A 13551-nucleotide genomic window follows, 5' to 3' on the forward strand; every position below is an offset into this window, starting at 1 on the left:
GGATCAGCCGATGCTTTCTCCACCGTCGATCACCAGCGCCTGACCGGCGTTGATACTAGCCGCCGTCCCAGGAACCGGTTTCGGCCATTTGCCTAAGCAGAGGTGCCACTCGAAAGACGTCCTTGCCGGTCTGCTGGTGCCAGTGATCCAGCCGCTGGATGATCTTGTCCACGCCTTCGAGGCTCGCCCAGAACATCGGCCCGCCTTTGCCGACCGGGAAGCCGTAGCCGTTGACCCAGACAAGGTCGATATCGGACGCCCGGGCGGCAATCTTTTCCTCGAGGATTTTGGCGCCCTCGTTGATCATCGGATAGAGCGTCCGCTCGATGATCTCCTCGGCGCCGATTGGCCGCGGTGCAATGCCGCGTTCGGCAGCTTTGTTACGGATCAGCGTCTCGACCTCGGGATCGGGCAGCGGCGTGCGCGAACCGTTCTCATAACGATAGAAGCCGCTGCCGGTCTTCTGGCCGAAATGTCCCTGTTCGCACAACGCATCGGCGATCACGGCCGACTGGCCACGCGCCTTGCGGTTGCGCCAGCCTATGTCGAGGCCGGCGAGATCGCTCATCTCGAACGGCCCCATCGGCCAGCCAAAATCGGTGAACACCTGGTCGACCTGGCTCGGCATGGCGCCTTCCAGCAGAAGCGTCTCCAGTTCCGCACCGCGCGCCGCCAGCATGCGATTGCCGACGAAGCCGTGGCAGACGCCGACAACGACCGGCACCTTGCCGATCCGCCGTGCCAGATCGACGATGGTCGCCAGCACGTCGGGCGAAGTCTTGTCGGCGCGGACGATTTCCGAAAGCTTCATGACGTTAGCCGGCGAAAAGAAATGCATGCCGAGGAGATCTTGCGGCCGCGACGTCGAACCGGCGATCTCGTTGACGTCGAGATAGGAGGTGTTGGTGGCGAGGATCGCGCCCGGTTTGGCCACCGCATCGAGCCTGCCGAAGACATCCTTCTTGACCGCCATCTCCTCGAACACGGCCTCGACGATCAGGTCGCAATCGGCGAGGTCGGCATAGTCGGTGCTGCCCCTGAACAAATCCAGCCGCTCGCGCTTGGCGTCTTCGCTCAGCGATCCGCGGATAACGGAAACGGCATAATTCTTGTCGATCGTCGTCAGTCCGCGTTGCAATGCTTCCTGCGTCGTCTCCAGCAAGGTCACGGGAAGACCGCCATTGACGAACGCCATGGCGATGCCGCCGCCCATGGTGCCGGCGCCGATGACGCCGACCCGGGCGATCTTGCGCCTGACGACATCCTTGCCGGCAATCTTTGCCGCCTCACGTTCAGCGAAGAACAGATGCCGCTGCGCGCGTGACTGGTCACCGGCGACAAGCTTGAGGAACAGGTCGCGCTCCGCCGCCAGCGCTTCGTCGAAGGGCAGCGTCAGGGCGTTGCGGACCGACTGCGCACAGGCGATCGGCGCTTCGAGGCCGCGTGCTTTTTTGGAAAACGCTGCCGCCTGCTTGTCGAAAGCCGGCAAGTCGGCCTGGTCGAGGCGATCATTGCGGTCGCGCACGGGCGTGAACGGATCGCCTTTCGCGGCCGTTTCGCTGGCGAAACTCACCGCTTTCGCGATCAGGTCGCCATCGAAGACGGCATCCACGAGGCCGTCGGCGAGCGCCTCGGCAGCACCGATCGGCGTTCCCGAAACGATCATGCTGAGTGCCTTTAGCGGACCAACCAGGCGCGGCAGGCGAACCGTGCCGCCGCCGCCCGGCAGCAGGCCGAGCTTGACTTCCGGCAGGCCGAGCCTTGCCGTTCGGTCGGCAACACGGAAATGGCAGCCGAGCGCCAGTTCCAGGCCGCCGCCGAGCGCAGTGCCGTGAATAGCTGCGACCGTCGGCTTGGTAATAGTTTCCAGCACGGCGACAATAGCGCGCAATTCCGGCTGCTGCGCCGGTCTGCCGAATTCGGTGATATCGGCGCCGGCGACGAAGGTCCGCCCGGCGCAGGCGATCACGATTGCTCCGACCGACGGCTCGTCCCGCAGGGAAACGAGCGCCCGCATCAACGGCTCGCGCACATGGAAGCTCAGCGCGTTGACCGGCGGATTGTCGATGATCACCACCGCGACGTTGCCATGCCTTGTGGTGCTGACGAAATCGGACACGCAAACCTCATACAACGATGTTGGCCAATAGCGCGACGGGATTTACAGCGCTGGCATGCGGATGGGAACCACGTGTTTTGCGGGCCGGATCGTTATCCCCTCGCCGCCGGGTGCCTTGCCTTAGCGCAGCGCCTTCTGCCCACCGGCGGCGGTGATGACGCCGACGATGATCAGCCCTGTCAGCACCAGGCGGACGCCGACGCTGACGCCGAATGTGTTGAGCATGGTCAACAGCAGCACGAGAAACAGCGCCGCGCCCCAGACCCCCGGCACGTTGGCCTTGCCGCCAGCTACCGACGTGCCGCCGATGACGACGACCGCGATCGAGGCCAGCAGATACTCATTGCCGATGTCGACATTGGCGCCGCGGAAATAGCCGGCGAGCAGTGCGCCGTCGAGGCCGCCGAGCGCGCCCGACAGCGTGTAGGTGAGGAAGCGGGTGCGGCCGACATTGACGCCGGCCAGCCAGGCGGCGCGGATGTTCTGGCCGATCGCCAACACCGAGCGTCCGTAGATCATGCGCTGCAAAACGATGCCGGCGCCGATGGTGAACAGCACGGTGAGGATCGCCAGCACCGGGATGCCGAACACCTGCCAGTTGGTGAAGTCGGCAAAGCCCGGCGGCGGCTTGATCTGCAGGCCGCGCCCATAGCTGATATCGACCGACTGGATAACGAAACTGGCCGACAGCGTCGCGATGATCGGCGGAATGCGCAGCGCCCAGATCAGCAGATAGTTGACGGCGCCGATCGCCATGCCGCAGGCAAGCGCGGCCAGCAGCCCGACCGCAATCATCGCATCATTGCCGTCCATGACCTTCATGGCGACGGCGCTGGCAAGGCCGATGTTGGCCGGCAGCGACAAGTCGACATTGCCCGGCCCGAGCGTGATGACGAACATCTGGCCGACGCCGACAATGACGGTGAAGACGGCGAGCGACAGCGCCGCCGTGATCATGCCGCCGCCGCCATAGCCGCCGGTGAAGGCGATGGTCGCCAGCCACACCAGCAGCGCCCCGAAGAATGACCAGATCCAGGGTCTGGCGAGCAGGGTCCGCAGCGAAGCCATGCTCACCTCTCCCTGCGGCTGATCAGCACCCGCGCTGCCAGCACGATGATCAGGATGGCGCCATTGGCGGCGACCTGCCAGTCGGGCGGAATGTGCATGAAGGTCAAGAGCGGCGATGCGGCCAGAGCCAGCGTCAGCGCGCCGATGACGGCGCCGATCGGCGACACCCGGCCGCCGACGAACTCGCCGCCGCCGAGGATGACGCCGGCGATCGAAAGCAGCGTGTAGCCATTGCCGATATTGGCATCGGCCGAGGTGGTGATGCCGATCAGCGCCATGCCGGACAAAACGCCGAACAGACCGGTCAGCGCAAACAGCGCGATCTTGGTGCGCAGCAGCGACCAGCCGGCGCGCTTGAGTGCGGCTGAATTGCCGCCCGATCCACGCAGGATGACGCCATACGAGGTGCGCATCAGGCCAAAGTGGACGACGGCCGCAATCAGCAATGCCGCGATGATCGGGAACGGAATGAAGGGTGGTTTGAAGGCCATCAGCGCCAGCAGCCAGTCCGGCGCCTTGCCGCCGGGTTTGGGCAGGATGAGGATGGCCAGGCCCTGCCAGACGAAACTCATGCCGAGCGTCACCACGATAGAGGGCAGGTTGCGCAGGTGGATCAGCGCGCCGAGCAGCGCGTAGACGCCGATCGACCCGAGCAGGATAACGACGCCGAGCAGCGGCGCGTCCTTCAGCCACGTCGCCGTCACACAGCCGACGAAGCCGACAAAGGTGCCGATCGACAGATCGAGCTCATTGCCGGCGATGACGAACATCTGCGCGATCGTCGCCAGTGCGATCGGGATCGCCAGATTGAGCATCAGGCTGAAGCCGAAATAGCTGATGGCGCGCGGGTTGAGCCAGGCGATAGCGATGAGCACCAGCGCCAGCGACAGTGCCGGCAGCAGGCTGCGCAGCATACGCGCCCGTCTCGTGGCGCGAGCCGAAGATCTTAGCCCATTCTCAACGGATGCCGCTGTCATCTCAGGCCGCCTCGCCGAACGATGACTGGATGATTTTTTCCTCCGTCAGTTCGTCGCGACGAAGGTTGGCGACGATCCGGCCGTTCTTGAACACATAGATATGGTCGCAATTGTCGAGCTCTTCGGTTTCGGTGGTGTACCAGAGGAAAGTGCGGCCATGGCGAGCCTCCTCGCGCACCAGGTCGTAAACTTCGAGCTTGGTTCCGATGTCGACGCCGCGCATCGGATCGTCCATCAGCACGATCTTGGCGTCGGAGCCGAGCGCCCGCGCGAACAGCGCCTTCTGCTGGTTGCCGCCGGACAGCGAGAAGATGTTGTTGTTCATGTCCGGCGTACGAATGCCGATTTTCCGCTGCCACAACTCGGCGAGCTCGGCTTCGCGGTGCGGCGAGATCAAGAGGCCGTTGCGCAATCGCGCCAGCGAACGGATGCCGATGTTCTCGGCAATCGACCACTGCGGAAAAATCCCGTCCGACTGGCGGTCGCCGGCAACCAGCGCCACCGGGGCGGTGACCTCGATGCCGGTCCTGGCGCGGGAAGCCGCCGCAAAGATCGCCAGCAAAAGATCGGTCTGCCCATGCCCGGCAAGTCCGGCAAGGCCGATGATCTCACCGGCACGGGCAACAAGCTCGCTGCCGTCCTGCTGTCGCGCCGGCCGCGCCCGGACCCGCAGCGGACCGGGCTCCGGCTTGCCGCTCGCAATCTCTGCGGCGGCCTTCTCGCGTGCCGCAGCTCCGCCCATCGCCGTCACCAGCCTGTCGCGGTCGAATTGATCGGCCTCCCCGGCGGCGACGACCTTGCCGTCGCGCATCACGACGATGCGGTCGGCATTTCCGAGCACTTCGCCGAGCACATGCGAGATCAGGATGCAGCTCTTGCCGGCGGCTACGAAGCGGCGCACGAACGCCAGCAGCTGGCCGGCGGTATGCGCATCGAGCGAGGATGTCGGCTCGTCGAGGATGACCAGTTCGAGCGGCTCCTGCGTGACCGTGAAGGCGCGCGCCACCTCCACCATTTGCCGGCTGGTGATGGAAAGATCACCGACGATGTCGGATGCCGAGATGCTGTGGCCGGGAAAAATCTCGTCGAGCTTGGCGGCGATCAGATCGGCCGCCTTGCGCCGCCAGCCGAAGCCATTAAGCGACGCGTGGTTGATCCGCGTGTTCTCGGCGACGCTGAGGTTCGGGCAGAGCGATAGTTCCTGGAAAACACAACGGATGCCGAGCTGCTGTGCGCGCGGCACCGAATAACTTGCCTCGACACCGCCGCGGACCGCGATCTGCCCGCTGTCGGGGGCAAGCGTGCCCGCCACCATATGCATGAGCGTCGATTTTCCGGCCCCGTTATGGCCGACGAGACCGACGCATTCTCCGGCACGAACGCTGAAATCGACACCGGCGAGCGCCCTGACGGCGCCGAAATGTTTTTCAGCTCCGTCCAGTCTTATGATGTCCAAACTGACGGCGCCGAAAAGCTTTTCGGCGCCGTCCGGCATGATGATGTCTGCATTGGCCTCGGGCATCCCTCAACGATACCCGGTTATCCGTGGCGGCAACAATAGTGCCATGCTCACTTGATGTTGGCCTTGATCGCCGCGATGGCGTCTTCCTGCGTGTATTCGTGGCTGGCGACGCCGCCCTTCGGAATCTTCGGCAGCGCGGCCTCGAAATCATCCTGTGTGAAGGCAAGATAGGGAACCAGCAAGTCGTGCGGCACGTCGGTGCGGCCGTCGAGCACCTGCTGCGCCACCCAGAAGGCAAGCGTCGATACGCCCGGTGCGATCGATGCCGACCAGGTCTGGTAACCGTCCTTTTCCTTCTGCTCCTTCCACCACTGCAATTCGTCCTGGCGATTGCCCATGATGATGGTCGGGCGCGGCTTGCCGGCGGCGGCGAAAGCCTGCGCCGCGCCGTAGCCGTCACCGCCCTGGTCGACGACCCCGACAACATCCGGCAGCGACGGCAGGATCGTTGCGACGGCTTTCTGTGCCGTTGTCTGGTCCCAGTCGCCGGTCACCGAGCCGACGATCTTGAACTCGGGATGGGCAGCGACACCCTCGAGGATGCCGGCGTGGATGGCGTCGTCGATCGAGGTGCCGGCGAGACCGCGGATTTCCAGGAGATTGCCACCCTTGGGCTGGAACTTGGCCATCTGTTCGACTTCCTGCTTGCCCATGTCCTTGAAGTCGACGACGACGCGGTAGGCGCAGGGTTCGGTGACGATGCCGTCGAACGAGACGACGACGATGCCGGCGTCGCAGGCCTGCTTGATGGCGCCGTTGAGGGCATCCGGAGACGCCGCGTTGATGACGATGGCATCATACCCCTGCAGGATCAGGTTCTGCACTTGCGCTGCTTGCGTCGGCACTTCCTTGTCGGCCGTCGTGAAGACGTCCGCGGCGCCGACCACCTTGTCGGCAACCGCCTTCTTGGTGACGATGGCGTAGCTGTCCAGCATCGCCTGCCGCCAGGAATTGCCGGCGTAATTGTTGGAGAAGGCGATTTTCTTGCCGCTGGTGTCGGCAAGCGCGGTGCCCGAGGCGAGCATCGCCGCAAGGGCGCCCAAAACGAATATTTTCTTCATGTCATACTCCTCCCGTGAGTTGCTGTCTTACTGGTGGCTAATGGCTGGCTGATGGCTGATACGCTCACAACGCTGTTTTTTATCTATTATCAGACAAATGCAGATGGGCGACAAGCTGTCAACAGCAATCCATGGCCGGCGATCAACTTGCGGTGCAATCATTGAAAACGGTTCGGCTCCTGGTCTAGGGATGGCACTGGAGACCGATTTGAATGGCAGCGAACCTTGCCCCGGGTGCACCCGGCATTCCGGCGCGCTGGACCTCGAGCGCCAAGAGCGGCGTCGGCACTGCGCTCTCGCCGGCCTGCCCGATCTGGTTCACCATCAGTCACGGCATTCTCAACGAGATCTACTATCCCCGCCTCGACAGCGCCTGCACCCGCGATCTGGGGCTGATCGTCACCGGACCCGACGGCTATTTCTCGGAAGAAAAGCGAGACGCCGAGCACAGCATCGAACCGCTCGAGGACGGGGTGCCTGCCTATCGGCTGGTCAACACCGCGGCCGATGGAAGCTATCGGATCCAAAAGCGGATCATTACGGATCCGGAACGTCCCGTCGTGCTGCAAGAGATCATTTTCACGCGGCTCAAAGGCGCGGCCGCCGACTACCGCGTCTACGCGCTGCTGGCGCCGCACCTCGTCAACGCCGGCATGGGCAACACCGCCTGGATCGACGGCCATGAAGGACAGCCTGTCCTGTTTGCATCGGGACGCGGCGTCTGCCTGGCGCTCGCCTCGTCGCTGCCGTGGAAGGCGTGCTCGGCCGGCTATGTCGGCGCCTCCGACGGCTGGCAGCAGCTTCGTCAAGGCGGCCGGCTCGATCCGGCCTGCCGCAGGGCCGAGGATGGCAATGTCGCGCTGACCGGCGAGATCGGCTTTTCGGCCGCGAATCCAAAAATATTGCTGGCGCTCGGCTTCGGCACGACACCGCAACAGGCGGCGGAAACCGCTTTTGCCAGCCTGAGGCAAGGTTTTGAGCCCGCGGTCAGATCCTATGGTCAAAAATGGCGCCAATGGCAGGCCGGTTTGCTGCCGCTGGACCGGCAAGCGGCGTTCGGCCTCAATCCCTACCGCATCAGCACTGCGGTGCTGGCGGCACACCGCTCGTCGACCGGAGCAGCCGTCGCCAGCCTGTCGATCCCGTGGGGCTTCAACAAGGGCGACGACGATCTGGGCGGCTATCACCTGGTCTGGCCGCGCGATCTGGTCGAAACCGCCGGCGGTTTCCTCGCCGCCGGCGACCCGGCGGAAGCCTTGCGCATCCTTGGCTATCTGCGCTCGATCCAGCAGCCGGACGGGCATTGGCCGCAGAACGCCTGGCTCGACGGTTCGGCCTATTGGCCGGGCATCCAGATGGACGAATGCGCCTTCCCGCTGCTGCTCGCCGACGCGCTGCGCCGCGCCGGGCATTTGCCGCCTGCGGTACTCTCCTCCTTCATGCCGATGATCGAGCGCGCGGCCTCCTACGTCGTGCGCAACGGCCCCGTCACCGGCGAAGACCGCTGGGAAGAGGACGCCGGCTACAGCCCGTTCACGCTTGCCGTCGAGATCGCCGCATTGCTAGCGGCTGCGGACATGTTCGATGCCGCCAGCAAAACAGAGCCGGCAAACTACCTGCGCGAAACCGCCGATGTCTGGAACGATCAGATCGAGCGCTGGACCTACGTCGCCGGTAGCTCCTCGGGCGATGAAGCCGGCGTCGAGGGCTACTATGTCCGCATTGCGCCGCCCGACAAAGCCGGCGCGGCATCGCCGAAAGACGGCTACGTCCCGATCAAGAACCGCCCGCCGGCCGATACGGACCGGCCGGCCAAGGCGATCGTCAGCCCCGACGCGCTGGCGCTGGTCCGTTTCGGCCTCAGGGCGGCCGACGATCCGCGCATCCTCGACACGGTCAAGGTGATCGACGCGCAATTGCGTTGCGAGCTGCCGCAGGGGCCGCTCTGGTACCGCTACAACGGCGACGGCTACGGTGAGCATGCGGACGGCGCGCCCTTCGATGGAACCGGCCAGGGCCGGCCCAGGCCGCTGCTGGTCGGCGAGCGCGCGCATTACGAGCTGGCGGCGGGGCGCAAGGACAAAGCGGCAAGCCTGCTCGCGACGTTTGAGGGCTCCGCCGGGCCGGGCGGCCTGCTGCCGGAGCAGGTCTGGGATGGTCCAGACATGCCGGAGCGCGAATTGCGGCATGGCGGCCCCTCCGGCAGCGCCAAGCCGCTGGTTTGGGCGCATTCCGAGCACATCAAGCTGCTGCGTTCGCTCCGCGACGGCGCCGTCTTCGACATGCCGCCACAAGGCGTCAAGCGCTATATCGAGGGCAGAACGGTGTCGCGCCTCAGGGCATGGCGCTTCAACCACAAGATCCGTACCATCCCGGCAGGCAAGGCGCTGCGCATCGAAGTTCTGGCCCGGGCGGTGGTTCATTGGAGCAGCGACAATTGGGCTACCGTCCATGACACCGGGACCGCCGCGAACCTTTTCGGCATCTATCTCGCGGAGTTGCCGGTTGCCGACGCCGCTCCGGGCAATAGCATTGTCTTCACATTCTTCTGGTCCGATGCCAGCCGTTGGGAGAATGTCGACTTTTCCGTTGGTATCGACGATGCGTCACAGCCACTAGATCATCGATCCCTCAAGTAAGGCAGGACGAGACCATGCAGATAGGAATGATGGGACTGGGCAGGATGGGCGCCAACATGGTTCGGCGCCTGCTGCGCGATGGCCACGAATGCGTCGTCTACGACATCAACCCGGCGAGCGTCGCGGCGCTTGTGACCGCCGGCGCGGTCGGAGCCGCCTCGATGGAGGACTTCGTCGGCAAGCTGACGAAGCCGCGCAGCGCCTGGCTGATGCTGCCTGCGGCGATCACCGGCCGGATCGTCGACCAGGTGGCCGCCCTGATGGAGCCCGGGGACATCATCATCGACGGCGGCAACTCCTATTATCATGAGGCCGTCGACCACGCCGCGCGCCTGGCCTTGAAAGGCTTGAGCTATGTCGATGTCGGCACCAGCGGCGGCGTCTGGGGCCTCGAGCGCGGCTACTGCCTGATGATCGGCGGCCCTGACAGCGCGGTCCAGCATCTCGATCCGATCTTCGCCACGCTGGCGCCCGGCGCCGACGCCGCTTCGCCTGCCCCCGGCAAGGACGCCGGAACCGCTCCCTTCGGCTATCTGCATTGCGGGCCAAGCGGCGCCGGCCATTTCGTCAAGATGGTCCATAACGGCATCGAATATGGTGTCATGGCCGCCTATGCCGAAGGCATGAACATCCTGAAGTCGGCGAATGCCGGCAAACGGCAGCGCACCGCCGACGCCGAAACCAGCCCGCTGGAAAACCCGCAATATTACCAGTTCGACATTGACATCGCCGAAGTGGCCGAGGTCTGGCGGCATGGCAGCGTCATCGGCTCGTGGCTGCTCGACCTGACGGCAGGCGTGTTGAAGGCCGATTCGGCGCTGACGCAGTTCGGCGGACGGGTATCGGATTCCGGCGAAGGCCGCTGGACGCTGAAGGCGGCGATCGACACCGGCGTGCCGGCGCCGGTGCTGTCGTCGGCGCTGTTCGACAGGTTCTCCTCGCAAGGCGAGTCCGAATTTGCCGACAAGCTTCTGTCCGCCATGCGCTATGCCTTTGGCGGTCATGTCGAAAAACCGAAGGCCGGCTCGTGACGGGCGACAGGGAGGCACGCCCATGAGCCAGGAACGGTCCGACACGCGGGTGCTTTTCGGCGCCACCGGCGATCTCGCCCACAAGAAGATCTTTCCCGCCCTCTACGCCATGGTGGCCAAGGGAACGCTGAACGAGCCGGTGATCGGCGTCGCCTTCGATCCCTGGGATCTCGCCAAGCTGCAGGCGCGCGCCCGCGACGGTATCGTCAATGCCATCGGCAGCATCGACGAGAAGATCTTCGCCAGGCTTGCCTCGCTGCTTCGCTATGTCAGCGGCGACTACCGGGCGCCTGCGACCTTCGAGAAGCTGAAGACCGCGCTCGGCAGCGCTGAGCGGCCGCTGCACTATCTGGCGGTGCCGCCGGCGATGTTCGAGGTGGTCGTCCAGGGGCTGGAACAGTCGGGCGCCGCCCAGGGCGCACGCCTGATGGTCGAAAAGCCGTTCGGCCACGATCTGCAATCGGCGCGCTGGCTGAACCGAGTGCTGCATCTGGTCTTCGACGAGAAGTCGATCTTTCGCATCGACCACTATCTTGGCAAGGAGGCGATCCAGAACCTGCTCTATTTCCGCTTCGCCAATTCCTTCCTCGAGCCGATCTGGAACCGCAACTTCGTCGAGAGCGTGCAGATCACCATGGCCGAGGATTTCGGTGTCGAGGGCCGCGGCCGCTTCTATGATGAGGTCGGCTGCATCCGCGACGTCATCGAAAACCACCTGCTCAACATCCTCTTGCTGCTCGCCATGGAGCCCCCGGTCGGCCGCTCGGCCGACGATCTGATCGACGAGAAGGTGCAGGTGCTGCGGGCGATCCGGACGCTGACCAGGGACGATGTCGTGCGCGGCCAGTTCGACGGCTATCTCAACGAGCCGGGCGTGGCGCCGAACTCGCCGGTCGAGACCTTCGCGGCGGTGCGCTTTTTCGTCGATACCTGGCGCTGGCAGGATGTGCCGTTCTTCATCCGCGCCGGCAAGTCCCTGCCGGTACACGCCACCGAGGTCATCGTGCGGCTGAAGCGGCCGCCGCTCGACGTCTTCGATCCAATCAAACCTGGCGACTGCAATCACGTGCGCTTCCGCATCGATCCGCAAGTGGCGATCTCGATCGGAGCCCGGCGCAAGGCACCCGGCGACGACATGGTCGGCGAACAGGTTGAGCTCACCGCGCTCGACGATTCGAAGGGCGACATGCCGCCTTACGAGCGGTTGATCGGCGACGCCATGAACGGCAACGGCCAGCTGTTCACCCGCCAGGACGCCAGCGAGCTCGCCTGGCGCATCGTCGGCCCGGTGCTCGGCGACACCACGCCGCCGCCTGTCTACGCGCCAAAGACCTGGGGGCCGGCCGAAGCCATGGCTGGATTCGGGCCGCCGAACGGCTGGATCAATCCGGCGAAATGATTTGTGGGAGGCGAAAGCGATGGCCAAAGCGGTGAAGCGACCGGCACCCGACGCCGAACAGATCGTGCTTGCGATCGACATCGGCGGCTCGCACGTCAAGATCCGCACCAGCGCCGGCGCAGAGGAGCGCAAGACCGCTTCCGGACCGGAGCTGACGCCGCAGCAGATGGTCGCTGCGGTGAAGACGCTCGCCGAAGGGCTGCACTACGATGTCGTCTCGATGGGCTATCCGGGTCCCGTGCACCACAACCGGCCTTTGACCGAACCGGCCAATCTCGGCAAAGGCTGGGTCGGCTGCGATTTCGCCGCTGAGTTCGGCAAGCCGGTGAAGGTCGTCAACGATGCGCTGATGCAGGCCGTCGGCAGTTATGAAGGCGGCCGCATGCTGTTCCTTGGCCTCGGCACCGGCCTTGGGGCCGCGATGATCGTCGATAACGTCGTGCAGCCGATGGAGCTTGCCCATCTTCCCTACAAGAAGCGCGGCAGTTTCGAAGACTATGTCGGCGAACGCGGGCTGCAAAAGCGCGGCAAGAAGAAATGGCGCAAATACGTCTTCGACGTCGTCGACCGGCTTCGCACCGCCATGCAGCCGGATTACGTGGTCATCGGCGGCGGCAATGTCGATGAACTCACCGACTTGCCCGCCGATTGCAGACGCGGCGACAACACACGCGCCTTCGAAGGCGGATTTCGACTGTGGCGCGACAAATCCCTGATTATCTGATATTGCTGATTGTCTGATATTATCGAGCACCGGCTCAGGGTTGTTAATCCCGCGCTGCCGTTAATATTATAATTCAAAATAATGTGTGACGTGGTGCGGCGTCATTGCATTGCGCAGATTTGCCGATTAGGAATTTCTGCGACCCCACGGACGGAGAGATAGATTGACCGACGACAACAACAACGCTCGCAAAGACATCGACCTGCTCGAGCTGACCGCCCATATCGTCTCCGCATATGTCGAGAAGAACCGCTTGCCGGCTTCCGGCCTCGGCGATCTCATCGCCAGCGTCAGCGCTTCCATAGGTGGGCTGGGGCAACCGGCAGTGCCGGTCGCCGCGCCGCTGACGCCTGCCGTCAATCCCAAGAAATCGGTGACGCCGGACTACATCATCTGTCTCGAGGACGGCAAGAAGTTCAAATCCTTGAAGCGCCATATCGGCGTTCATTTCGGGCTGACGCCAGACGCCTACCGCGCCAAATGGGGCCTGCCGTCGGACTACCCGATGGTCGCTCCCAACTACGCGGCCTCGCGTTCGCAGCTGGCCAAGGCGATCGGCCTCGGCCGCAAAGCCGCCCCGCCCGCGCCCGTCAAGAGCCGGGGCAGGAAGGCCAAGGCGACGGCTTGATACCAAGGCGGGAGCAGGTTTGATCCTTCAGCGATACCACGTGGGCAGGCGTGGGAGCGCGCTTCGTTATCCCCAGCGAAGCGACGTCGTGGAAACCTTGGTATCCATGCTGCGACTTTCTCCGCGTGGCGAAGGTGCGGAATTTTTTGGTACCAGAGGGACAGCGCCCCCCTCTGTCCTGCCGGACATCTCCCCCTCTAGTGGGGAGATTGGCTACCTCGCCAGTCGTCTCTTTAAACGCAGGAATCGCCTTTGACGCTGGAGGTTGGCGAAAGCCGTCGGGACGTCCAATCTCCCCCCTTGAGGGGGAGATGTCCGGCAGGACAGAGGGGGGGCGCGAAGGAACTCGACCTGTGCGCCAAATAACCTCTCCACCTCCGCCG

10 protein-coding genes are annotated in these 13551 nt (G+C 64.4%); 5 read left to right on the forward strand and 5 right to left on the reverse strand.

The features are described from left to right. Positions 1-55: 55 nt before the first annotated feature. The 5 genes from NKJ17_RS24130 to NKJ17_RS24150 form a co-directional block, all read right to left on the reverse strand. A complete protein-coding gene (locus tag NKJ17_RS24130; RefSeq protein WP_352690280.1) occupies positions 56-2119 on the reverse strand; it encodes a 3-hydroxyacyl-CoA dehydrogenase NAD-binding domain-containing protein in 2064 nt (687 codons plus the stop codon). A 120-nt stretch (positions 2120-2239) separates the two neighbouring features. Continuing rightward, positions 2240-3187, reverse strand: a complete 948-nt coding sequence (locus tag NKJ17_RS24135; protein WP_023678189.1) for an ABC transporter permease — start codon at positions 3185-3187, stop codon at positions 2240-2242. A 2-nt stretch (positions 3188-3189) separates the two neighbouring features. After that, a complete protein-coding gene (locus tag NKJ17_RS24140) occupies positions 3190-4164 on the reverse strand; it encodes an ABC transporter permease (RefSeq protein ID WP_352690281.1) in 975 nt (324 codons plus the stop codon). 1 nt (position 4165) lies between these two features. Continuing rightward, positions 4166-5659 (reverse strand): sugar ABC transporter ATP-binding protein, encoded by a 1494-nt coding sequence (locus NKJ17_RS24145; protein ID WP_352690306.1) that lies wholly within the window; start codon positions 5657-5659, stop codon positions 4166-4168. Between the two features lie 74 nt (positions 5660-5733). After that, positions 5734-6747 carry an ABC transporter substrate-binding protein gene (locus tag NKJ17_RS24150; protein ID WP_254817784.1) on the reverse strand — a complete coding sequence of 338 codons (1014 nt, stop codon included), beginning with the start codon at positions 6745-6747 and terminating at the stop codon, positions 5734-5736. Positions 6748-6959: 212 nt separating this feature from the next. Here NKJ17_RS24150 and NKJ17_RS24155 point away from each other — a divergent pair, with 212 nt between their 5' ends. From NKJ17_RS24155 to NKJ17_RS24175, 5 genes are all read left to right on the forward strand, one after another. Then, entirely contained in the window at positions 6960-9386 is a 2427-nt protein-coding gene (locus NKJ17_RS24155; RefSeq protein WP_352690283.1) for a glucan 1,4-alpha-glucosidase, read from the forward strand. A gap of 14 nt (positions 9387-9400) precedes the next feature. After that, the gene (gene gnd / locus NKJ17_RS24160; RefSeq protein WP_352649406.1) at positions 9401-10417 is read left to right on the forward strand and encodes a phosphogluconate dehydrogenase (NAD(+)-dependent, decarboxylating); all 1017 of its coding nucleotides are present in this window, start codon (positions 9401-9403) and stop codon (positions 10415-10417) included. Between the two features lie 22 nt (positions 10418-10439). Next, positions 10440-11816: a glucose-6-phosphate dehydrogenase gene (gene zwf / locus NKJ17_RS24165; protein ID WP_352690285.1), complete on the forward strand. Its 1377-nt coding sequence runs from the start codon at positions 10440-10442 to the stop codon at positions 11814-11816. A gap of 19 nt (positions 11817-11835) precedes the next feature. Beyond that, positions 11836-12540 carry an ROK family protein gene (locus tag NKJ17_RS24170; RefSeq protein ID WP_352690288.1) on the forward strand — a complete coding sequence of 235 codons (705 nt, stop codon included), beginning with the start codon at positions 11836-11838 and terminating at the stop codon, positions 12538-12540. Between the two features lie 163 nt (positions 12541-12703). Beyond that, a complete protein-coding gene (locus NKJ17_RS24175) occupies positions 12704-13168 on the forward strand; it encodes a Ros/MucR family transcriptional regulator (protein ID WP_352479997.1) in 465 nt (154 codons plus the stop codon). Positions 13169-13551 lie beyond the last annotated feature (383 nt).

Source organism: Mesorhizobium sp. M0208 (assembly GCF_040322015.1).
Lineage (GTDB): Bacteria > Pseudomonadota > Alphaproteobacteria > Rhizobiales > Rhizobiaceae > Mesorhizobium.

Coding starts and splice junctions, on each gene's coding strand:
- NKJ17_RS24155 (WP_352690283.1), top strand. CDS start 6,960: ATGGCAGCGAACCTTGCCCCGGGTGCACCCGGCATTCCGGCGCGCTGG.
- NKJ17_RS24170 (WP_352690288.1), top strand. CDS start 11,836: ATGGCCAAAGCGGTGAAGCGACCGGCACCCGACGCCGAACAGATCGTG.
- zwf (WP_352690285.1), top strand. CDS start 10,440: ATGAGCCAGGAACGGTCCGACACGCGGGTGCTTTTCGGCGCCACCGGC.
- NKJ17_RS24140 (WP_352690281.1), bottom strand. CDS start 4,164: ATGACAGCGGCATCCGTTGAGAATGGGCTAAGATCTTCGGCTCGCGCC.
- NKJ17_RS24135 (WP_023678189.1), bottom strand. CDS start 3,187: ATGGCTTCGCTGCGGACCCTGCTCGCCAGACCCTGGATCTGGTCATTC.
- NKJ17_RS24145 (WP_352690306.1), bottom strand. CDS start 5,659: ATGCCGGACGGCGCCGAAAAGCTTTTCGGCGCCGTCAGTTTGGACATC.
- NKJ17_RS24150 (WP_254817784.1), bottom strand. CDS start 6,747: ATGAAGAAAATATTCGTTTTGGGCGCCCTTGCGGCGATGCTCGCCTCG.
- gnd (WP_352649406.1), top strand. CDS start 9,401: ATGCAGATAGGAATGATGGGACTGGGCAGGATGGGCGCCAACATGGTT.